The organism is Serinicoccus sp. CNJ-927 (genome assembly GCF_001942435.1).
GTDB classification, from domain to species: Bacteria; Actinomycetota; Actinomycetes; order Actinomycetales; family Dermatophilaceae; genus Ornithinicoccus; species Ornithinicoccus marinus.
In genome coordinates this window covers 133,438-154,626 of sequence record NZ_MKKF01000033.1, presented here as the reverse complement: position 1 = coordinate 154,626, position 21,189 = coordinate 133,438, and the positions used below count along the sequence as shown (strand labels likewise).

18 protein-coding genes and 1 pseudogene are annotated in these 21,189 nt (G+C 72.6%); 10 read left to right on the top strand and 9 right to left on the bottom strand.

Annotated features, from left to right (window positions below; translation table 11 throughout):
- Positions 1 to 5: 5 nt before the first annotated feature.
- Positions 6 to 1,946, bottom strand: coding sequence for a thioredoxin domain-containing protein (locus BJF86_RS10345; protein WP_075818736.1), 1,941 nt, complete (start codon positions 1,944 to 1,946; stop codon positions 6 to 8).
- A 109-nt stretch (positions 1,947 to 2,055) separates the two neighbouring features.
- Positions 2,056 to 3,021: a DUF4439 domain-containing protein gene (locus BJF86_RS10340; protein ID WP_075818735.1), complete on the bottom strand. Its 966-nt coding sequence runs from the start codon at positions 3,019 to 3,021 to the stop codon at positions 2,056 to 2,058.
- On the opposite strand from BJF86_RS10340, the gene rimP reads away from it, so the two are divergent.
- The 9 genes from rimP (at position 3,020) to BJF86_RS10295 (ending at position 13,527) form a co-directional block, all read left to right on the top strand.
- On the top strand, positions 3,020 to 3,643 hold the full coding sequence (gene rimP, locus BJF86_RS10335; RefSeq protein ID WP_202817337.1) for a ribosome maturation factor RimP: 624 nt from the start codon (positions 3,020 to 3,022) through the stop codon (positions 3,641 to 3,643). The genes BJF86_RS10340 and rimP overlap by 2 nt on opposite strands.
- Entirely contained in the window at positions 3,643 to 4,674 is a 1,032-nt protein-coding gene (nusA, locus tag BJF86_RS10330) for a transcription termination factor NusA (RefSeq protein WP_075818733.1), read from the top strand. The genes rimP and nusA overlap by 1 nt, the downstream gene beginning before the upstream one ends.
- A gap of 1 nt (position 4,675) precedes the next feature.
- On the top strand, positions 4,676 to 4,990 hold the full coding sequence (locus tag BJF86_RS10325; RefSeq protein ID WP_075818731.1) for a YlxR family protein: 315 nt from the start codon (positions 4,676 to 4,678) through the stop codon (positions 4,988 to 4,990).
- Positions 4,991 to 5,189: 199 nt separating this feature from the next.
- A complete protein-coding gene (gene infB, locus BJF86_RS10320; RefSeq protein WP_075818729.1) occupies positions 5,190 to 7,967 on the top strand; it encodes a translation initiation factor IF-2 in 2,778 nt (925 codons plus the stop codon).
- 132 nt (positions 7,968 to 8,099) lie between these two features.
- The gene (rbfA, locus tag BJF86_RS10315) at positions 8,100 to 8,609 is read left to right on the top strand and encodes a 30S ribosome-binding factor RbfA (RefSeq protein WP_075815117.1); all 510 of its coding nucleotides are present in this window, start codon (positions 8,100 to 8,102) and stop codon (positions 8,607 to 8,609) included.
- Entirely contained in the window at positions 8,606 to 9,535 is a 930-nt protein-coding gene (gene truB, locus BJF86_RS10310; RefSeq protein ID WP_075818727.1) for a tRNA pseudouridine(55) synthase TruB, read from the top strand. The genes rbfA and truB overlap by 4 nt, the downstream gene beginning before the upstream one ends.
- 10 nt (positions 9,536 to 9,545) lie before the next feature.
- Positions 9,546 to 10,511 carry a bifunctional riboflavin kinase/FAD synthetase gene (locus BJF86_RS10305; RefSeq protein WP_075818906.1) on the top strand — a complete coding sequence of 322 codons (966 nt, stop codon included), beginning with the start codon at positions 9,546 to 9,548 and terminating at the stop codon, positions 10,509 to 10,511.
- 6 nt (positions 10,512 to 10,517) lie between these two features.
- Entirely contained in the window at positions 10,518 to 11,654 is a 1,137-nt protein-coding gene (rodA, locus tag BJF86_RS10300; RefSeq protein WP_075818726.1) for a rod shape-determining protein RodA, read from the top strand.
- Positions 11,655 to 11,688: 34 nt separating this feature from the next.
- Positions 11,689 to 13,527, top strand: a complete 1,839-nt coding sequence (locus BJF86_RS10295) for an AMP-dependent synthetase/ligase (RefSeq protein ID WP_075818724.1) — start codon at positions 11,689 to 11,691, stop codon at positions 13,525 to 13,527.
- A gap of 66 nt (positions 13,528 to 13,593) precedes the next feature.
- Here BJF86_RS10295 and xylB read toward each other — a convergent pair whose 3' ends face one another.
- From xylB to BJF86_RS10280, 3 genes and pseudogenes are all read right to left on the bottom strand, one after another.
- The gene (gene xylB / locus BJF86_RS10290; RefSeq protein WP_075818722.1) at positions 13,594 to 15,012 is read right to left on the bottom strand and encodes a xylulokinase; all 1,419 of its coding nucleotides are present in this window, start codon (positions 15,010 to 15,012) and stop codon (positions 13,594 to 13,596) included.
- The gene (locus tag BJF86_RS10285) at positions 14,999 to 16,516 is read right to left on the bottom strand and encodes a mannitol dehydrogenase family protein (RefSeq protein ID WP_075818720.1); all 1,518 of its coding nucleotides are present in this window, start codon (positions 16,514 to 16,516) and stop codon (positions 14,999 to 15,001) included. Before BJF86_RS10285 ends, xylB begins: the two co-directional genes overlap by 14 nt.
- Positions 16,513 to 16,647 (bottom strand): annotated as a pseudogene (locus BJF86_RS10280) (carbohydrate ABC transporter permease); the annotation flags it as partial. The pseudogene BJF86_RS10280 and the gene BJF86_RS10285, both read right to left, overlap by 4 nt.
- A gap of 181 nt (positions 16,648 to 16,828) precedes the next feature.
- On the opposite strand from BJF86_RS10280, the gene BJF86_RS10275 reads away from it, so the two are divergent.
- Positions 16,829 to 17,761 carry a sugar-binding transcriptional regulator gene (locus BJF86_RS10275; protein ID WP_237768172.1) on the top strand — a complete coding sequence of 311 codons (933 nt, stop codon included), beginning with the start codon at positions 16,829 to 16,831 and terminating at the stop codon, positions 17,759 to 17,761.
- Positions 17,762 to 17,770: 9 nt separating this feature from the next.
- On the opposite strand, the gene BJF86_RS10270 is transcribed toward BJF86_RS10275, so the two are convergent.
- From BJF86_RS10270 to serC, 4 genes are all read right to left on the bottom strand, one after another.
- The gene (locus tag BJF86_RS10270; RefSeq protein ID WP_237768171.1) at positions 17,771 to 17,959 is read right to left on the bottom strand and encodes a hypothetical protein; all 189 of its coding nucleotides are present in this window, start codon (positions 17,957 to 17,959) and stop codon (positions 17,771 to 17,773) included.
- Positions 17,956 to 18,633: an MFS transporter gene (locus BJF86_RS10265; protein WP_075818715.1), complete on the bottom strand. Its 678-nt coding sequence runs from the start codon at positions 18,631 to 18,633 to the stop codon at positions 17,956 to 17,958. The genes BJF86_RS10270 and BJF86_RS10265 overlap by 4 nt, the downstream gene beginning before the upstream one ends.
- 191 nt (positions 18,634 to 18,824) lie before the next feature.
- A complete protein-coding gene (locus BJF86_RS10260; protein WP_075818713.1) occupies positions 18,825 to 20,015 on the bottom strand; it encodes a phosphoglycerate dehydrogenase in 1,191 nt (396 codons plus the stop codon).
- A 13-nt stretch (positions 20,016 to 20,028) separates the two neighbouring features.
- A complete protein-coding gene (gene serC / locus BJF86_RS10255; protein ID WP_237768170.1) occupies positions 20,029 to 21,114 on the bottom strand; it encodes a 3-phosphoserine/phosphohydroxythreonine transaminase in 1,086 nt (361 codons plus the stop codon).
- Positions 21,115 to 21,189: the final 75 nt, after the last annotated feature.

Genomic DNA, 21,189 nt, shown 5'->3' with positions numbered 1-21,189 from the left:
GAGCCTCACGGCAGGGCGGCCGGGTCCTCGGTCGGCAGCCCGCAGACGGTGCCGTGGCAGACCACGGCCGCCGTCGGCGGGGGAGCGGCCGGCCCGTCGGTAGACCGGTGCAGGACCAGGGTCCCCACGGGTGCCCGGCGCGTGGTCGCCGCGAGCTCTGGCGACGCCGAGGGCCCGAGCCGGACGACCGTGGGTCCCGCGGTCAGCTCCTCGGCCGCGACGAGGGACCACCCGGTGAACCGGGGCGCCTGCCGGGCCTGCTCGCTGACGTGCGTCAACGCGTCCCGTGCCGCCTCGAAGCATCCGGGAGGTCCGCCCTGGGCGCCCAGGCGCACGAGGGCCACCGCGATCGCGGAAAGTCCTCCCGGCTCCGCGTTGTCCCCGGTCGTCGTCGGGTCCAGCACCAGGCGGTCTGCGTCGGTCCCGGTGCCGGCGACGGATCCGTCCGGCCGCACGAAGAGCGACCGTGCGGCCGTGATCAGGTCATCGGCCGCCGCCAGCCAGGACGGGTCGCCGGTCGCCCGGTGCAGCGCGAGCAGACCGTCGGCGAGGTTGCCGTGGTCCTCGGCCACGGCGAGGGCGCCACCGACGGTCCCGTCCCGCGAGCTGCGCCGCAGCCGACCCTCGACCACGTGCTCGCGCAGGAGGAAGCGCGCGCACCGGGCCGCGACGTCGACCCAGTCCTCCTCGTCGAAGGCCCACCCGGCGTGCGCCAGCGCCGCCACGAGCAGACCGTTCCACGCCGTGACGACCTTGTCGTCCCGGCCGGGCTGGGGGCGCAGGCTGCGCTGCACGTCCAGGCGCTGCCGGGTGGCCGCCCACCAGGGCGCGTCCTCGGGGTCGGCGGTCAGCTGGAGGGTCGACCGACCGTGCTCGAAGGTGCCCTCGGGGGTGACCCCGAGCAGGTCGGCTGCCCGCTCCCCGTCGCCCTCGCCCAGCGCGGCGACCAGCTCCTCGCGGGTCCAGGTGTAGGTGGCGCCCTCGACCCCGTCGGTGTCGGCGTCCAGCGAGCTGGCGAAGGCCTCCTGCTCGGTCCACAGCTCGCGCAGGAGCCACTCGACGGTCTCCCGGACCACGCGCTCCGCCCAGGGGCGGGACACCGGGTCGGTGCGGGCGAGGTCGGTGTAGACGCCCAGCAGCAGCGCGTTGTCGTAGAGCATCTTCTCGAAGTGCGGGACCACCCAGGCCCGGTCCACGGCATACCTCGCGAAACCGCCGCCCACCTGGTCGTACATCCCCGAGCGGGCCATCCGCTCGCAGGTGTGGCGCACCATTTCCAGGGAGCGCGCCTCACCCGTCCGGGCGTGGTGCCGCAGTAGGAAGGCCAGGACCATCGAGGGCGGGAACTTCGGGGCGCCGCCGAAGCCTCCCCACTGCGGGTCGGCATCCGCCGCGAGGGAGCGCGCCGCCTCGTCGGCGAGTCGGGCGTCCAGCCCCTCCGCGCTGCCTGCCGCTGCGCGCTGCTGCGCCTCGTTGAGCGTCCGCACGACCTCTGCGCCGCCGTGCTCCAACCGTGGCCGGTCCTGCTCCCACTGCACCGACGCGGCCCGCAGCAGCTGGAGGAAGCCGTCCTTGGGGAGGTAGGTGCCGGCCCAGAAGGGCTCACCGGTGGGCGTGAGCAGGCACGTCATGGGCCACCCGCCCTGCCCGGTGAGGGCCGTCAGCGCGCTCATGTAGGCGGCGTCGACGTCGGGGCGCTCCTCCCGGTCGACCTTCACCGTCACGAAGCCGACACGCAGCACCTCGGCGACCTCGTCGTCCTCGAAGGACTCGTGCGCCATGACGTGGCACCAGTGGCAGGCGGCATACCCCACCGAGAGCAGGACCGGCACCCCGCGACGCCCGGCTTCCTCGAAGGCCTCCGGGCCCCACTCCCACCAGTCGACCGGGTTGTCCGCGTGCTGCTGGAGGTAGGGCGAGGTGCTGGACGACAGGCGGTTGGGCATGCACCCAGTCTGCCTCGGCCGATCTTACCGGTGGGGTGCCGGCCCGAGCGACAACGTGCGACGGTCCTCGGCGCACCGTGCCCTGAGGACCGTCGCGATCGAGCGGTCCTCAGGGCAGGGTCATGCCGGGGAAGGCCGTGGTGCCGGCCCCGAGCCGGCGGGACCATGCGGTGGCCTCGACCGTGAGCCGCAGGGTGGACCCGACCTGAGCGGGGTCGGACCCGGCGCGGTCGGCGACCCGCAGGACCGCGGGGGCGATGTCCGCGACCACCGCCCGGGCCAGCCCCTCGCGGTCCGAGCGGCTCGCGAGCGGCTCGGGCAGGTCGTAGCCGAGCGGTGGCACCGGGGCGGCGTCGCCGGCCAGCGTGGTCAGGGTCCTGGTCATCCCCCGCAGCGGCGCGAGGACCGCCTCGTAGGCCTCACGCTCCTCGCCACCGGACCGGGCGGCGACCACCTCGAGGGCGTAGACCGCGGGACGGGCGGTCGCGAGGATCGGCACCGCCGCGGCACCGGTCGGCCCGCTGAGCGCCGGCCAGTCGACCGGCGCCCCAGCCCGGTCCGCGCTGAACAGCTGCTGGGCCGCCAGGGAGAGCAGCATGGGGCGGTTCGTGGCGGTCGACGCGCCGACCTCCTCGACCATCACCTCTCGGTCCGCGCGCACCGTGCGACCCAGGGTCAGCAGGTCCGACGGTGCGGAGCTCGTCGCGGCGGCGTCGTCGGGCGGGCTCGTGCCGACTGCGGGATCATCGCTGCCCGAGGGGCGCTCGAGCGCGGTGAGCAACAGCTCCAGCCGTTCCGCCTGGAGCGTCCACAGCTCGTCGAGGCGGCGCACGAGCGCCCGCTGCTCCGACGTCGGTCCGACCTGCGCGAGTGCGCTGCGGTAGCCGGCGACGCGGTGACGTGCGGCACGGATCAGCGGCAGGTCCGGTGCGTCCGGACCGGTGTCCTGGGCCGGTGGCTCGGGAGCCCACGGGGTCCGCAGCCGGTCACCGCTGCACCCGGACAGCATCGCTGCCGCGCCCGCCCAGGCCGCGGCACGCAGCGCGGTACGGCGGGGGACCGGGACGGGTGGCATGACCGTCATCCTCGCAGACGGTAGGGTGTATGCCCCGGACGGCACCGCCGCGCCCACCCACCCGTGCGTGCCCGTCGCGGGCACGACAGCAGAAGACGAGGAGCACGCCATGGACGCACGCGCGGCCGCCGCCACGATCACGCGGCACGCGACCGAGGCGCTGGCGGACACCGATCTCGACGTCGTGGTGGACGGCGTGACCGTCCAGGAGGCAGGACGCCGCCGCCTCGTCCGGGTGCTGCTGGCACGTGACCTGTCGGGCCTGTCGCCCGACGACGTCACCTCGACCGTCCAGCCACTGAGCCTGGACGAGGTCTCCGAGGCGACCCGGAGCGTGGCCGCCGCGGTGGACACCTGCTCGGTCATGGGCGAGCGCCCCTACACCCTGGAGGTCGGGTCGACCGGGCTGGACCGGCCGCTCACCGAGTTCGCCCACTTCCGACGCAACGTGGGCCGGCTGCTGAAGGTCAGCCGGGCCGACGGGAGCACCCTGGAAGGTCGACTGCTGGAGGCCGGACCGGAGCACCTCACGATCGCCGGCCACGACCCGCTGCCGCTGGCCGACGTGGCCAAGGCGAGGGTCCAGGTCGAGTTCAGCAGCCCCGAGCGGAAGGACGCATGATGGATATCGACATGGCAGCGCTGCGCATGCTCGAGCGCGAGCGCGAGATCCCGATGGACGTCATCGTCGAGGCCATCGAGCAGGCGCTCCTCTCGGCATACCAGCGGGTCGACGGCCACGCGCGGCACGCCAGGGTCGAGCTCGACCGCGCCTCCGGGCACGTCACCGTCTGGGCCCGCGAGGACCCTCCCGTGAGCGAGGACGGCACGCCGGGGGAGCCCGGACCTGAGTACGACGACACCCCCGAGGGGTTCGGGCGGGTGGCGGCGGCCACGGGCCGGCAGGTCATCGCCCAGCGCATGCGCGACCTCGAGGACGACGCCGTGCTCGGCGACTTCCGGGGCCGCGAGGGCGACATCGTCTCCGGCATCATCCAGCAGTCCAACGACCCCCGCCGGATCCTCGTCGACTTCGGGACGATCGAGGGGGAGCTGCCCGTCTCCGAGCAGGTGCCCGGCGAGAGCTACGAGCACGGGCAGCGGCTGCGCTGCTTCGTGGTCAGCGCCAAGCGCGGCCTGCGCGGGCCGCACGTCACCTTGTCCCGGACCCACCCCAACCTCGTGCGCCGGCTCTTCGCCCTGGAGGTGCCGGAGATCGCCGACGGGACCGTCCAGATCCAGGCGGTGGCGCGTGAGGCGGGCCACCGGACCAAGATCGCCGTGCACTCCACCGTGCCCGGGGTCAACGCCAAGGGGGCGTGCATCGGGCCGATGGGGCAGCGCGTGCGTGCCGTCATGGCCGAGCTGCAGGGCGAGAAGATCGACATCGTCGACTACGTGGACGACCCGGCGCAGTTCGTCGCCGCGGCGCTGTCTCCGGCCAGGGTGTCCTCGGCCACCATCGTCGACGGTCGGGCCAAGCAGGTACGCGTGGTCGTCCCCGACTACCAGCTGTCCCTCGCCATCGGGCGCGAGGGTCAGAACGCCCGGCTGGCCAACCGGCTGACCGGGTGGAAGATCGACATCCGGGCCGACACCGAGGAGCAGGTCGACGGCGGGGTGGACGCCGCGGCGACCGACGTCGGCGTGTAGAGTGGAGGGTCGGAGCGGGGCCGTCTCCACCTCGCAGGTCGGGCACTCACCGGTGCGGACCTGCGTCGGATGTCGGACCCGCTGCGAGCAGACCGCGCTGCTGCGGTTCGTCGCACGACAGGATGCCCCCGCACGATGGCGGGTGGTCCTGGACGTGCGGCGGCGGCTGCCGGGCCGAGGTGCATACGTGCACCCCGCCCCGGAGTGCGTGGAGTCGGCGATCACCCGTCGTGCTCTCCTCCGCGCCCTGCGCCTCCCGGCGTCGGGCGAGGTGGACCTGGGCGACGTCCGCCGGCACGCGCAGCAGCACGGCTGAGAGCACCACCCGGGCCACCTGGCCTGGGCGAGACCACCGGCGGGCCCGACGACAGGGCCTGTCATCGAGGACACCGGAAGCGGGTTTGACGCTGATGAGCACCCGATGAGTACTCAGCGATGAGCACCCACCAGCAGTAGTCGCGACCGCACCCGAGCGGGTCACGGTCGTGGCGCCAACACCGAGGAGACACCACACCGTGCCAAAGCTCAGGGTTTACGAGCTCGCCAAGGAGCTCGGGGTCGAGAGCAAGGAGCTGCTCGCCCACCTGAAGGACCAGGGAGAGTTCGTGAGGTCGGCGTCGTCGACCATCGAGCCCCCGGTCGTCCGCAAGATCCGCGAGAACCCCCCCGCCACCGCCGAGAAGGGCGGCGGTGGCACGGCCGCGGAGACGACGAAGGCTCCCGCGAGCCCGCCCAGGAAGTCGGCCGCCCCTAAGCCCGGCCCCGCCGGCGGGCCGCCGAGAAGGCGTCCTCCGCGGAGGCCCCGGCAGCCAAGGCCCGACCCCGCAGGCCCCGACCCCGGGCGCCGCGAAGGACGCCGCGTCGTCGCCGGCGCCGCGACCGACACGCCGCCCACCTCGACCCCGGCGCCGACACCGTCCGCGCCGGCCGCCAAGGAGGAGGCGCCGAAGTCGCCCCGACCCGGCGCCAAGCCCGGCCCGCGGCCGGGCAACAACCCCTTCAGCTCCAACCAGGGCATGGGCCAGTCCCGTGACCGGCGGGGCGGGTCGGGCGACCGGTCCGGCACGCCGCGCCCGGGCAACAACCCGTTCGCGACGAGCCAGGGCATGCCTCGCCCCGGCGGCAGCCGTGGCGCCGAGCGTCCCGGTGGTCGGCAGGGCACCGGTGCCGCCGGGCCGCGCCCGGGCGGTCCGCGCCCCAACCCGGGCATGATGCCTGCCCAGGCGGCCGTCCCGCGTCCCGGGGAGCGCCCCACGCGCGGCGGTGGCCGCGGCCGTCCCGGCGGCGGCCCCGGCGGTCCTCCCGGCGGTGGCTTCCGCGGACCCGGCGGTGGCCGCGGAGGCGGTCCGCGCGGTCGTGGCGGCACCCAGGGTGCCTTCGGTCGAGGCGGCGGGAAGGTCCGCGGGCGCAAGTCCAAGCGGGCCAAGCGTCAGGAGTTCGAGCAGATGCAGGCGCCCTCCATCGGTGGCGTCAGCATCCCCCGGGGCAACGGCGCCACCATCACGGTGCGCCGCGGTGCCTCGCTCACCGACTTCGCGGACAAGATCAACGTCGACCCGGCCTCGCTGGTGACGGTCCTGTTCCACCTCGGCGAGATGGCCACGGCCACGCAGTCGCTGGACGAAGACACCTTCGGCGTGCTGGGCCAGGAGCTCGACTACACCATCCGTGTCGTCTCCCCCGAGGAGGAAGAGCGTGAGCTGCTCAGCTCCTTCAACATCGACCTGGAGGCCGAGGCCGACGCCGAGTCCGACGAGGACCTCGAGGCCCGCCCCCCGGTGGTCACCGTCATGGGTCACGTCGACCACGGCAAGACCCGGCTGCTGGACGCGATCCGGCAGGCCGACGTCACCGCCGACGAGGCCGGTGGGATCACCCAGCACATCGGTGCCTACCAGGTCCACACCGAGCACGAGGGCGAGGAGCGGGCCATCACCTTCATCGACACCCCGGGACACGAGGCCTTCACGGCCATGCGTGCCCGAGGTGCGAAGGTGACGGACATCGCGATCCTCGTGGTCGCCGCGGACGACGGTGTCATGCCGCAGACGATCGAGGCGCTCAACCACGCCCAGGCGGCGGACGTGCCGATCGTGGTCGCGGTCAACAAGATCGACGTCGACGGTGCGGACGCGGCCAAGGTGCGCGGTCAGCTGACCGAGTACAACCTCGTCGCCGAGGAGTACGGCGGCGAGACGATGTTCGTCGACGTCTCCGCCAAGAACCAGCTCAACATCGAGGAACTGCTCGACGCGGTGCTGCTGACGGCCGACGCGGCGCTCGACCTGCGGGCCAACCCGGACAAGGACGCGCGCGGTGTCGCCATCGAGGCGAACCTCGACAAGGGGCGCGGCGCGGTCGCGACGGTGCTGGTCCAGCAGGGCACGCTGCGGGTCGGCGACGCCATCGTCTCCGGCGGCAGCCACGGTCGCGTCCGGGCGATGCTCGACGAGCACGGCACCAACGTCGAGGAGGCCACTCCCTCGCGCCCGGTCCAGGTGCTCGGCATGGACACGGTGGCCCGGGCCGGCGACACCTTCGTCGTCGCTCCGGACGACCGCACGGCACGGCAGATCGCCGAGAAGCGCGAGGCCGCCGACCGGCAGGCCGCCCTGGCCAAGTCGCGCAAGCGGATCAGCCTGGAGGACCTCAACCAGGCCCTCGCGCAGGGCAAGGTCGAGACCCTCAACCTCATCCTCAAGGGCGACGTGTCCGGTTCGGTGGAGGCGCTGGAGGACGCGCTGCTGCAGATCGACGTCGGCGACGAGGTCGACCTGCGGATCATCGACCGCGGCGTCGGCGCGATCACGATGAACAACATCAACCTCGCCGTCGCCTCGGACGCGGTGATCCTCGGCTTCAACGTCCGCGCGGAGGGGCAGAACGCCGACTACGCGGACAAGGAGGGTGTCGAGATCCGCTACTACTCGGTGATCTACCAGGCCATCGAGGACATCGAGAACGCCCTCAAGGGCATGCTCAAGCCGGAGTACGAAGAGGTCGAGACGGGCACGGCGGAGGTCCGCGAGATCTTCCGCAGCTCGAAGTTCGGCAACGTCGCCGGCTGCCTGGTCAGGAGCGGCGAGATACGACGCGGTGCGAAGGCCCGGATCACCCGGGACGGCGTCGTCATCACCGAGGGTCTGCAGATCGCCGGGCTGCGGCGGTTCAAGGACGACGTCACCGAGGTCCGCGAGGGCTTCGAGTGCGGCGTCAACCTGGGGTCGTTCAACGACCTCCAGCCCGACGACCTCATCACCACCTACGAGATGCGCGAGATCCCGCGCACCTGACCCGGCACGGACCGGATCCGGGTCGGCCCCTTCCTGCACCGGGAGGGGCGACCCGCGCCCACGGAGCCTCCTCCTGCCCCCTTCGTAGGATGGGCCCGGCACCGCAGCAGTCACCGACGTCGAGGAGGAGTCATGGCGGACCCGGCACGCGCCCGACGCATCGCCGAGCGCACCAAGCAGCTGGTCACCCAGGGCCTGTCACAGGTGGTCAAGGACGAGCGGGTCGGATTCATCACGATCACCGATGTCCGGGTGACCGGCGACCTGCAGCACGCCAGCGTGTTCTACACCGTGCTGGGGGACGACGCGGACCGGGAGACGGCCGCGGAGATCCTGCAGGACTACCGGGGCCGGCTGCGCTCGTTCGTGGGCAAGGGCCTCGGCATCCGGCTCACGCCGACCCTGGAGTTCATCCTCGACGCGCTGCCCGAGGACGCGCAGCACATGGACGACCTGCTGCGGCGGGTGGCCGAGCGCGACGCCGAGCTCGCGGCGGGCCGGGCGGCGACGGGGTATGCGGGCGAGGCCGATCCTTATCGCAAGCCGCGGACGGACGAGACCGACGAGCAGGTCGCCGACGCCGACCCGCTCCCGGACGGACTCCCCGACGACCAGGCATCGGGCGCGGACCGCTCTCGATGAGCGCCGCCGAGGCGCGGCTGCCCGGTCACAGCGTGGGTGACGGTCTGCTCGTGGTCGACAAGCCGACCGGGTGGACGAGCCACGACGTGGTCGCCCGGGCGCGGCGGCTGTGCCGCACCCGTAGGGTCGGCCACGCCGGCACGCTGGACCCCATGGCCACCGGTGTGCTCGTGCTCGGCGTCGGGCGCGGCACCAAGCTGCTCACCTTCCTCGTCGGCCACGACAAGGCCTACGAGGCGACGATCAGGCTGGGGGAGAGCACCGTCACCGACGACGCCGAGGGGGAGGTCGTCCGTCGTACCGACGCCTCCGGCGTCACCGACGACGACATCGACGCCGCCGTGGGCGGACTGACCGGCGAGCTCGAGCAGGTCCCGAGCGCCGTGAGCGCGATCAAGGTCGACGGGGTGCGGTCCTACGCGAGGGTGCGCTCCGGGCAGGACGTCGAGCTCACCGCACGGCCAGTGACGGTGAGCCGGTTCGAGGTGCTGGACAGGCACAGGTCGGGTCCGCACCTGGACCTGGACGTGCGGGTCGAGGTGTCCTCCGGCACCTACGTCCGGGCCCTCGCCCGCGACCTGGGTGCCGCGCTGGGCGTCGGCGGGCACCTCACCGCCCTGCGGCGGACGAGGGTCGGCGGCCTGGACCTGGACCGTGCCGTGACCCTGGAGTCGCTCGAGGCGGACGGCGCCGAGAGGCACCTGATCCCGCTCGCGGTGGCGGCCCGCAGCGCGCTGGCGGTGCGCGAGCTCGACGAGCCGGAGGCACGGGCACTGGGCTACGGGCAGCGCGTGGCCTCCGCCCGCCCGGGACGCGAGGAGCCCGTGGCGGCCTTCGGCCCGGACGGCAGGCTCGTCGCCGTCCTGGACGAGCGGGCCGAGCAGGCCCGTGCCCACGTGGTCCTCGTCCCGGCCGGCGAGAGCTAGAGTGACGCCCGTGCATCGCTGGACCCGCCTGGAGGACGTGCCGGCCGAGCTCGGGCCGACCGTGGCCACGCTCGGCAACTTCGACGGTGTGCACCAGGGGCACCGGACCGTGCTGGAGACGGTGACCGGGATCGCGCGGGAGCGGGGCCTCGCCTCGGTCGCCGTCACCTTCGACCCGCACCCGGTGGCGGTGCTCCACCCGGAGCGGGCACCCCAGGAGATCGCCGGTCTCGAGCACCGCCTGGACCTCCTGGAGGAGGCCGGGCTGGACGCCGTCGTCGTCATCGAGTTCACCAAGGAGTATGCCCGGCTCTCGCCGGAGGACTTCGTCGTCGAGACCTTCGTCGACGGGCTGCGCGCCGAGGTCGTCGTCGTCGGGCAGGACACCCGCTTCGGGCTGCACAACTCCGGCGACGTCGGCACCATGCGTGAGCTCGGGGAGGTGCACGGCTTCGACGTCGTGGTGCAGCACACCGCCGGCGCCCTGGACGGGGGCCTGCGCACCTGGTCCTCGACCGCCCTGCGCCAGGCGCTCGCCGACGGGGACCTCGCCACCGCCAACGCGATCCTCGATCGTCCGCACCGGGTGTCCGGCGAGGTCGTGCACGGCCACCACCGTGGCCGGGAGCTCGGCTACCCGACGGCCAACCTCGCCTTCGACTGCGTCGGCATGATCCCGGCGGACGGCGTCTACGCCGGCTGGCTGGAGCGTCCCGACCTCCCCGTCGGGCACCCCGACCGCCGGCTGCCCGCAGCCATCTCGGTCGGCACGAACCCCACCTTCGACGACGTCGAGCAGCGAACCGTCGAAGCCTACGTCCTCGACCGGGACGACCTCGACCTGTACGGCGAGGTCGTGCGGGTCGACTTCGTGCAGCGGCTGCGCGGCAACGTCCGGTTCGACTCGCTCGACGAGCTCATGGCACAGATGGCCGCCGACGTCGACCGCAGCCGCGACCTCCTGCAGCAGGACTAGCGCGGGGTGCGCGAGCGCTACCTGCGCACCGACTGGGCACCGGTCGTCGCGGCCCTCGGCCTCAGCCTCGTGGGTGCGCTGCTCGTGTGGTCGACGACGCATACCTGGGCCGGGTCGGCGCTGGCGGTCCGCCACCTTGTCAACACCGCGGTCGGCATCGTGCTGGCCCTCGTGCTGATCGGCACGGACGTACGATGGCTGCGCGCCGCGGCGCCGTGGGTCTACCTCGCCGGGCTGGTCGGGCTCGCCACGGTCCTCACCCCTCTGGGCCAGACGGTCAACGGCTCCCGGTCCTGGCTCTTCCTCCCGGGAGGGTTCTCGCTGCAACCCGCGGAGCTCGCCAAGATCGGACTGGTGGTGGGGCTGGCCATGATCCTGGCGGAGGGTCGGGACCCCTATGCCCGGCCGGGGTGGCGCGAGGTGCTGCCCGCGTGGGTGCTCGCCGCGGTCCCGGTGGGCCTCATCATGCTGCAGCCGGACCTCGGCAGCGCCCTCGTCCTGGGCGTGCTCACGATCGGGATGGTCGCGACCTCTGGCGCCTCGTGGCGCTGGACCGCGACAGCCCTGGTCGGGACGGTGAGCGCCGTGGTGGCCGCGATCCGGGTGCCGCTGCTCGACCCCTACCAGGTGGACCGGCTGCTGGCGTTCCGGGACCCGGCGCTGGATCCCGGCGGCATCGGCTACCAGACCCGACAGGCGCGGCTGGCGATCGGGTCCGGCGGCTGGTCGGGCACCGGGCTGGGGGAGGGGCCGCAGACGCAGGGCGGGTTCATCCCGTTCCAGTACACCGACTTCATCTTCTCGGTGGCCGGGGAGGAGCTCGGTCTCCTCGGCGCGGGGGGCCTGATCCTGCTGCTCGGCTTCCTCGTGGTGCGAGGACTGGTGGTGGCGCTGCGGTGCGAGGATCCGTTCGGCCGGCTCCTGGCGGTCGGGGTGGCGTCCTGGTTCGGCTTCCAGACCTTCCAGAACATCGGGATGAACCTCGGGCTCATGCCGGTGACGGGGCTGCCGCTGCCCTTCCTCTCCTACGGGGGGTCCTCGATGCTCGCCTGCTGGCTGGCCCTGGGGCTGCTCGCCTGCGCCAGCCGGCGCGAGCCGCGGACGGTCCCGTCTTGGCCGGTCCGATCGAACCTGCCAAGATGAGCACCCGCAGGACCCTTCGACCTCAGGAGTTGCCGTGGCCCGTCTCATCGATGAGCAGCCAGACCTGTCCGTGATCGAGAACCGCGCCCCGAGCGTGGGCCACCTCCTCCGTGAGCGGGTCGCGGCCACCCCGGACGCCGACGCCTTCCTCTACCCCGAGGGCGAGGGCTGGACCGCCCTGACGTGGTCCCAGACCGGTGATCGCGCCTACGCGTTGGCGGCAGGGCTGATCGAGCTCGGTGTTCAGCCGGAGGAGCGCGTGGCGCTCGCCTGCTCGACGCGGATCGAGTGGGTCCTGGTCGACCTCGCAGTCATGTGCGCCGGCGCCGCCACCACGACGATCTACCCGTCCACGCTGTCCGACGACGTCGCCTTCATCGTCACCGACTCCGGCAGCCGGGTGGTGGTCGCCGAGGACCAGGAGCAGGTGGCCAAGGTGCTCGAGCACCGGGCCGAGCTCGGGGCCGTGCTCAAGATCGTCGTCATCGACGGCGAGGGGGACGGGGGCGACATCATGACCCTCGCCGAGCTGGAGGAGCTCGGCCGGTCCCGGCTGGCGGCCGAGCCCGGTGTCGTGGACGAGCGGATCGACAGCCTCACCCCGGACCACCTGGCCACGATCATCTACACCTCGGGCACGACCGGTCGACCGAAGGGGGTGCGGCTGCCGCACTCCGCCTGGACCTACGAGGGCGCCAGCGTCGACGCGGTGCGCCTGCTCGGACCGGACGACCTGCAGTACCTCTGGCTGCCGCTGGCGCACGTCTTCGCCAAGTGCCTGCTGGTGCTGCCGCTGCAGATGGGCTTCCCCACGGCGGTGGACGGCCGGGTGGAGAAGATCGTCGAGAACCTCGGCGTCGTGCGACCGACCTTCATGGGCGCCGCGCCGCGCATCTTCGAGAAGGCCTACGGCCGGATCACCATGATGATGGCCGACGAGGGCGGGGTGAAGGAGAAGCTCTTCGGCTGGGCCAGCGGCGTCGGCCGGGAGGTCGCCGAGATCCGGGCCGCCGGGGGGCAGCCCGGTGGTCTGCTCAAGGCCAAGCACGCCGTCGCGGACAAGCTGGTGCTCTCCAAGATCCGGGAGCGCTTCGGGGGCCGCATCCGCTTCTTCATCTCCGGGTCCGCCGCGCTGAACCAGGACATCGCGCACTGGTTCGACGCCATGGGCCTGCGGATCATCGAGGGATACGGCCTGACCGAGTCCAGTGCCGCATCGATCGTCAACCGGCCCAAGGACGGCGTCAACAAGATCGGCACCGTGGGGTGGCCGCTGCCCGGCACCGAGGTGCGCCTCGCCGACGACGGTGAGCTGCTGATGCGCGGCCCGGGCATCATGACCGGCTACCACCAGAACGACGAAGCCACGTCGGAGGCGCTGCAGGACGGCTGGCTGGCCACCGGCGACATCGCCGAGATCGACGAGGACGGCTACGTCCGCATCACCGACCGCAAGAAGGACCTGTTCAAGACCTCCGGCGGCAAGTACGTCGCACCCTCGCGCATCGAGTCGCTCTTCAAGGGGATCTGCCCCTACGCCAGCCAGCTCATCGTCGAGGGGGACGGGCGCAACTTCGTCTCGGCCCTCATCACCCTCGACCAGGACGCCATCACCGGCTGGGCGGCCAAGAACGGCATGGCCGGCGACTCGTACGCCCAGATCGTCACCTCGGACGCAGCACGGGAGATGGTGCAGGGGCACGTCGACCAGCTCAACGAGAAGCTGGCGCGGCACGAGCAGGTCAAGCAGTTCCACATCCTCGACCACGACCTGTCCATCGAGGAGGGCGACCTGACCCCCAGCATGAAGCTCAAGCGGCGGGCCGTGACGGCGAAGTACAAGGACGAGCTAGACCGGTTCTACACCGGCTGACGATCCCCACCCGCCGGGCAGGCCTCGGTGCGCCGGGCCGACGGGTCGCGGGAGCCGGAACCGCTTTCACACGCCGTGCATGGTGGCGACGAGGTCCCGGTAGCGGTCGCGGGCGTCCTGCCCTGCGGACGACGGGCTTCCCTCCAGCCGCTCGGCGGTCCCGGCACGCCACGGTGGCAGGTCCCCGCCCCGCAGCGTCCAGGCGGCCTGGCGTGCGGCGCCGAGCGCGACGTACTCTCCCGGCTCGGGGATGACGACCGGGACGCCGAGGAGGTCGACCGCGATCTCGCGGACGGCGCGGGAGGCGACGGCGCCACCGATGAGGTGCACGCGGTCCACCGGGACCCCTTCGCGGCGCAACGAGTCGACGCCCGCGCCCACCCCGAGGAGCATGCCCTCCACCACCGCCCGGGCGACGTTCTCCGGGGTCATGTTGTCCCGCGTCATCCCGGACACCGTGCCGGTGGCGTCCGGCAGGTTGGGGGTGCGCTCGCCATCGAGGTAGGGGAGCAGCGTGAGCCCGCCGGCGCCGGGAGCGGCAGCCAGCGCGAGACGCTCCAGACCGGCCAGGTCGGTGCCGAGGACAGCTGCCCCGGCGCTCAGCACGCGGGCGGCGTTGAGGGTGCAGACGAGCGGGAGGAAGCGTCCCGTCGCGTCGGCGTAGCTCGCGACCTCGCCGGTGGCGTCCGAGGTCGGGGCGTCGTGCCGGGCGAAGGCGGTCCCGCTGGTCCCCAGGGACATCACCACGTCGCCACGCTCCAGGCCGAGACCCAGCGCGGCGGCGGCGTTGTCACCGGTACCGGGTCCGAGGAGCGCGCCGGTCCCGGTGGTGCCGGCCCGGTCGGCAGGTCCGAGCACCGTCGGCAGGGTCAGGTCCCGGCCGACGGCCAGGCGTACCAGCTCGCGGTCGTAGTCACCGCTGGCCGCGCTGTAGTAGCCGGTCCCCGAGGCGTCACCCCGGTCGGTCGTCCAGCCGTCGACCTCGCCCCCCAGACGACGGGCGATCTGTCCGGTGAGCCAGTCGTGGGGCAGCACGCAGGTCGCGGCCCGGGACAGGTGCTCGGGCTCGTGCTCGGCCACCCACCGCAGCTTGCTCACGGTGATCGCGGCCAGCGGCACGACCCCGACACGCTGCGCCCACGCCGTGGCGTCGCCCAGCTGCGTGACCAGGTCCGCCGCCGCCTGCGCCGAGCGCGTGTCGTTCCACAGCAGGGCCGGACGGATCACCTGGTCGTGCTCGTCGAGCAGCACCATGCCGTGCTGCTGGCCCCCGACCGCGATGGCCTCGACACCGTCGAGCAGGTCGTCGGCGGTCGCCTCCTCGAAGGCGCTCCACCAGTGCTCCGGATCGACCTCGGTGCCGTTCGGGTGGGTGCCCCGTCCTTCCCGGACGATCTTGCCGGTGTCCGCGTCGCACACGACGACCTTGCAGGACTGGGTCGAGGTGTCGACCCCGGCGACCAGTGTGCCGTCAGCTCCAGTCATGACCCTCAAGCGTGGCGCGTGCCCCCACCTCGTGCAACTGCTCGAGGAAGTGGGTGTAGGCGGCGGTGAAGATCTCCTGGTCGCGCAGGTCGCCGAAGAAGGTCTCGTCCCCGAGGAAGGCCAGCGGCTCCTCCCGCTGACGCGCGGCGGCCGCCATGACCCGGTCCTGGTGGCGGTCGACGACCTCGATGGGCTCGCCCTGCTCGTCGACGCCCTCGGCATACCGGGCCCAGGCAGCCACCACGAGGGCGGAGCGCTCGATCTGGCCGCCGTGCTCGAGGTTGTGCCGGATGACGGGGACGAGCCACTTGGGTATACGGTCGCTGCTCTCGGCGCAGAGCCGGGCCAGCGTGTCGCGCACCTCGGGGTTGGCAAAGCGTTCGACGAGGGTCCGACTGTAGTCCGCCAGGTCGACGTCCGGCACCTCGGGGAGGGTCGGGATCGCCTCCTTCTCCATGTAGCCGAGGAGGAAGTCGACGAAGAGCGGGTCCTGGGCCACCTCGTGCGCGTAGCGGTACCCGGCGAGGTAGCCCAGGTAGCCCAGGGCCTGGTGTCCGGCGTTGAGCAGCCGCAGCTTCATGAGCTCGTAGGGCACGACGTCGTCGACCACCTGGACGCCGACCTCCTCGACCGCGGGGCGACCGGCGGTGAAGTGGTCCTCGAGCACCCACTGGGTGAAGGGTTCGCACACGACCGGCCAGGCGTCCTCCACGCCGAACCGGTCGGCGAGCGCGTCGATGTCCTCCTGGGTGGTCACCGGGGTGATCCGGTCCACCATGGAGTTGGGGAACTGCACGTGCTCCTCCATCCAGTCCGCGAGCGGGTCGGCACCCTCACGGTTCTCGTCCTGCATGCGGGCGAAGGACGTGAGCATCCGGCCGGCGACGTCGCCGTTGCCCGGCAGGTTGTCGCAGGACATCACCGTGAAGGGCTCGGTGCCCGCCTCGCGGCGACGGCGCAGCGCCTCGGTGATGAAGCCGAAGGCGCTGCGGGGCGCGTCCCCGGGACCGGCGGCGATGTCCTCCTGGAGCGACTCGTCGGCGGGGTCGAACTCTCCGGTGACCTGGTTGACGTGGTAGCCACCCTCGGTGATCGTGAGGCTGACGATGCGGACCTGGTCGTCGGTGAGCTGGGCCAGGACGGCCTCCGGGTCGTCCGGGGCGAAGAGGTAGGCCGACATCGCGCCGAGGACGCGTGGCTCCAGCCGGCCGTCCGGGTGCTTGACGACGAGGGTGTAGAGGCAGTCCTGCGCGACCATGGCGTCGCGCATCCGGGCGTCCCCGGGCATCGTGCCGACCCCGACGATCGACCAGCCCAGGGAGTCGTCGGGCTGCTCGTCCATGAGGGTGTCGAGGTATATCGCCTGGTGCGCCCGGTGGAACCCGCCGACGCCGAAGTGGACGATCCCCGGGCGCAGCCTGGACCGGTCGTAGGTCGGGCGGGCCACCTCCTCCGGGAGCCCGGGCAGGGTGTCATCGCCGAGGGTGATCCGTGCCGTGCTCACTTGACTGCTCCCATGGACAGACCCTGCACCAGTTTGTCCTGCGCCGCAAAGCCGGCCGCCAGCACGGGCAGCGAGACGACGAAGGAGGCGGCGCAGACCTTGGCCAGGAAGAGCCCCTGGCTGGTGACGAAGTGCACTCGAGCCTCCACATCTGGTGCTCATCAGAGCGCGTGCGTGCGCACATATGAGTATGCTCAGTGAATCCGCCGCCGGTCGGGTTGTCAAGGACATGGACGTCGGCGGCTCGAGCCGGGATAATGGCGTGGCTCACAGGCCGCGGACCGCGGCTGACTCAGGGAGGTTCGGGTGCCGGTGAAAGACGAGCACGACCTCGTCCTGGCCGTCGCGGTCGCCAGGCGGCACTACGAGCAGCACCAGGCCAAGACGGAGATCGCCGAGGCGCTCGGCATCAGCCGGTTCAAGGTCGCCCGCCTGCTCGACCTGGCCCACGAGGCGGGGGTCGTGCGGATCGAGATCGTCGAGCCCGTCGCCGACGGGGGCCTGACGCGCGAGCTGGAGCGCGCCTTCGACCTGCGGTGCTGCAGCGTCGTCCCGATGCCCTCGTCCGCGCCCGAGGCGCGCGCCGAGGTGGGTCGGGCCGCCGCGCGGCTCCTCGACGAGACCTTGCGGCCCGACGACGTCCTCGGCCTGCCCTGGAGCCGCTCGGTCTACGACATGGTGGCCGTTCTGGAGACGCTGCCGCAGGTGCCGATCATCCAGCTCAGCGGGGCGCTCGCCGGGGTGCGGGAGGACTCCAGCGCCGTGGACCTGGTGCGTCGCGCGGGCCGGATCGCCGGCGGCGGACGACAGGTGTTCTTCGCTCCCCTCGTGATGCCGGACGACGCGGCGGCCCAGGCCGTGCGGCGTGACCCCGCGGTCCGGGACACCCTGTCGGCGGCCGACCGGGTGACGGTGGCGATGGTGGGCGTCGGTGCTTGGGAGCCCGGACAGTCGACGATCTTCGACGCCGTGGGCGAGGAGTGCCGGGACCGGGTCCGCGAGGCCGGTGCCGTGGGCGAGTCCGTCGGTGCCTGCTTCGACGCCGGGGGCGCCCTGGTGAGCACCTGCCTGACCGACCGGCTCATCGCCCTGTCCCCGGACCAGCTCCGGTCGATCGGCACGGTGATCGCGGTGGCGCACGGGGAGCGCAAGGTCGAGGCGCTGCGCGCCGCCATGACCGGGGGGCTGATCAACGGCCTGGTCACCACGCACGACACCGCGCAGGCCCTACTGGAGCTGGCCTGAGGCTGACCGCTAGCACCCGCCGCCACCCTCTGGGCTGCTGGCCGGCATGCGCCAGGCCGCTACGGCGGCAGGCACGCTGAGCGCGATCGCGGTGCCGGCGACCACCGGGGTGAGCTCGAGGTGCAGCGTGAGCAGGCCGACCAACGTCAGGGTCACCAGGAAACCCACCTCGCTGGCCACCCCCGCCACCGACGTCACCGTCGCGCGCACCTGGCTGTCCGCCCCGAGCGCGTGCTGCAGGCGGCTGTCACCGGCCAGGTAGAGGCTGCTCGCCGCGGCGTACCCCAGGCCCAGCGCCAGGGCCCCGGCCCACCCGCAGGGTCGCCGCCCAACCGGCGCGCGCAGCACCGGCTGCCGGGTCGGGCACCGGGTCCACGGCGCGGGGCGACGTCGGGTGGGGGGGACGTCAGCCGCTCCGCAGTCGCTGGAATGCCTGGTCGCCCCGGTCGGGGGAGGCGCAGGGTCACGCCGACGTGCAGGAGCGCCGCAGCCAGGCTCGCCGCGCCGACCAGGGGATAGCCCCCCACCTGGTGCAGCGGCGCGGCGGCCGCGATCGCGCCGGCCATGACGAGCAGGACGATCCTCTCCGAGCGCGCCTTGACGTGGGCATACCGGACGGCGTGCCCCTGTGCGGTCAGCTGGTCGAAGAGGTAGGCCTCCCACGTGCCCGAGTGCAGCGCGTCCGAGCACGACCAGAGGAGGAAGCCGAGCAGGAAACCCCAGAAGGTCGGCCAGACCATCCAGACGGCGAAGGCGCTGACGTAGACGAGACCGGACGCGAGGAGCATCCGGCGGCGGTCCAGCAGGTCCGCCCAGGCGCCGGAGGGGATCTCCAGCACGAAGGCGCTCACCGACCAGGCCGCGAGCAGCACCGAGATCTGCGCCGTGCTCAGGCCGCTGTCGGCGAAGAGCAGGGCATAGATCCCGAAGAGCGGGATCGCCTCGTGCGTGGCGCGGTAGGCGACCGCGAGCGTCCGGATCCGGCCTCAACCCTGGCCGGAGGGGTAGCTGGCTCGACTCATACGAGCCACCCTGGACCTCCGGGAGAGGGCCGGAGCCGGTCTCAGTCGATCTTGCGTGCGCGGATGACGCCGTCGATCGCCAGGATCGACTCCTTGAGCTCGTCCTGCACCTCGCCCTCGACGTCGACGAGGGTGTAGGCGACCTCGCCCTTGGACTTGTTGGTGAACTCCGCCACGTTGAGGCCGGCGTCCGCCAGGGCCGCGGTGATCTGGCCGATCATGTTGGGCTTGTTGGCGTTGAAGATGCCCAGCCGCGTGGTGCCCGGGGTCCGGGCCATGACGACCTCGGGGAAGTTGACCGAGTTGCGGATGTTGCCGTGCAGCAGGTAGTCCGACAGCTGGTCGGCCGCCATGACCGCGCAGTTGTCCTCGGCCTCACCGGTGGACGCGCCCAGGTGGGGGAGCGCGATGACCTTCGGGTGCACCGAGCCGGCCTCGGAGGGGAAGTCGTTGACGTAGGCGTGCAGGTGCCCCGCGTCGAGCGCGTCCAGCACCGCCTGCTCGTCCACGACGCCGCCGCGGGCGAAGTTGAGCACCACGCCGCCGGGCGCCATCGAGGCGATCCGGTCGGCGTCCACGAGGCCCTTGGTCGCCTCGATGAGCGGCACGTGCAGCGTGATCATGTTGCTCCGGGCGAAGAGCTCCTCGACGCTGGTCACCTGCTCCACGTTGGGGGAGAGCTGCCAGGCACGCTCGACCGTGATGGCCGGGTCGTAGCCGAGGACCTTGAGCCCGAGCGACTGCGCCGCGTTGGCGACCAGCACGCCGATGGCGCCCAGGCCGATGACGCCGAGGGTCTTGCCCGGGAGCTCGTAGCCCGCGAACTGCTTCTTGCCGGCCTCGACCTGCTTGTCCAGCTCGGCCCCGGTCAGCTCCTGCTCGGCGACGAGGCCGCGGGTGTAGTCCGCCGCGTGGTAGAGGTTGCGGGCGGCCAGGAGCATGCCCGCGATGACGAGCTCCTTGACCGCGTTGGCGTTGGCGCCCGGCGTGTTGAAGACCGGTATGCCGCGGGACGCCATCTCCGAGACGGGGATGTTGTTGGTGCCCGCCCCGGCGCGGGCGACGGCGTACAGCGAGTCGGGGATCGGGGCCGAGTGCAGGTCGGCCGAGCGCAGCAGGATGCCGCGCGGCTCGGGGATGTCGGTGCCGAGGTCGAAGATCTCGCGGTCGAGCCGCTGCAGGCCGACGGGGGAGATCGCGTTGAGGGTCTGGATCGGGTAGGTCTGCGTCATGGGAGTGGTGTTCTCAGCCGTTCTGCTGCTCGAAGTCGGTCATGAAGTCGACGAGGGCCTGGACGCCCTCGATCGGCATGGCGTTGTAGATGCTGGCGCGCATGCCACCCACGCTGCGGTGGCCGGAGAGCCCGGAGAGCCCGGCCTCGGCGGCGGCCGCGACGAAGGGCTTCTCCAGCGCGGGGTCCGGCACGAGGAAGGGCACGTTCATCCACGACCGCGCCTGCGGCTGCACCGGGTTGGAGTAGAAGTCGGAGGCGTCGATCGCGCCGTAGAGCAGGTCGGCCTTGGCCTGGTTGCGGCGGCCCATCTCGGCCACGCCGCCCTGCTGCTCGACCCACTCCAGGACCAGACCGACGAGGTACCACGCCAGCGTGGGCGGGGTGTTGAGCATGGAGTCGGCGGCGGCCATGGCCTTCCAGTCCAGGGCGGCGGGCACCTCGGCGCGGGCCCGCTCCAGCAGGTCACGGCGCACGATGACGACGACGAGCCCGGCGGGCCCGAGGTTCTTCTGCGCCCCGGCGTAGATCACGCCGAAGCGGGAGACGTCGAGCGGGCGGGACAGGATCGTGGAGCTGGCATCGGTGACCAGCGGGACGTCGCCGGAGTCGGGCACGTAGGGGAACTCGACCCCGCCGATCGTCTCGTTCAGGGTGTAGTGCAGGTAGGCCGCGTCGTCCGGGACGTCGAACGAGCCCTCGGCGGGGACGGTGGAGTAGTTCGACGCCTTCTCGTCCGCGAGGACCCGGACGTCGGCATACTTCTCGCCCTCGCTGATCGCCTTCTTCGACCACGACCCGGTGTTGAGGTAGGCCGCGGCCTGGCCGGGCGCGGCCAGGTTGAGCGGCACGCCGGCGAACTGGCCGGTGGCTCCGCCCTGCAGGAAGAGCACGGCGTGGTCGTCCGGGACCGAGAGCAGGGCGCGCATCCGCTGCTCGGCCTCGGCGGCGATGGACACGAACTCGGGGCTGCGGTGGGACATCTCCATGACCGACATCCCCGAGCCGCGCCAGTCGGTGAGCTCGGACTGGGCGCGCTCGAGCACCTCGAGCGGCATGGTGGCTGGACCGGCTGAGAAGTTGAAGACTCGCACGGGCACCTACCGTACCGTCAAGGAACGGCGCGCCCGGCCTCGGCCCGAGTGGCCGGGGAGGGCCTCGCCCGTGTGCGATAC

Excerpts from the sequence above, each read along its gene's own strand:
- BJF86_RS10345 (WP_075818736.1), bottom strand. The coding sequence starts at position 1,946 with ATGCCCAACCGCCTGTCGTCCAGCACCTCGCCCTACCTCCAGCAGCAC.
- rimP (WP_202817337.1), top strand. The coding sequence starts at position 3,020 with ATGACCGTCATCCTCGCAGACGGTAGGGTGTATGCCCCGGACGGCACC.
- BJF86_RS10340 (WP_075818735.1), bottom strand. The coding sequence starts at position 3,021 with ATGCCACCCGTCCCGGTCCCCCGCCGTACCGCGCTGCGTGCCGCGGCC.
- nusA (WP_075818733.1), top strand. The coding sequence starts at position 3,643 with ATGGATATCGACATGGCAGCGCTGCGCATGCTCGAGCGCGAGCGCGAG.
- rbfA (WP_075815117.1), top strand. The coding sequence starts at position 8,100 with ATGGCGGACCCGGCACGCGCCCGACGCATCGCCGAGCGCACCAAGCAG.
- truB (WP_075818727.1), top strand. The coding sequence starts at position 8,606 with ATGAGCGCCGCCGAGGCGCGGCTGCCCGGTCACAGCGTGGGTGACGGT.
- xylB (WP_075818722.1), bottom strand. The coding sequence starts at position 15,012 with ATGACTGGAGCTGACGGCACACTGGTCGCCGGGGTCGACACCTCGACC.
- BJF86_RS10260 (WP_075818713.1), bottom strand. The coding sequence starts at position 20,015 with ATGACGCAGACCTACCCGATCCAGACCCTCAACGCGATCTCCCCCGTC.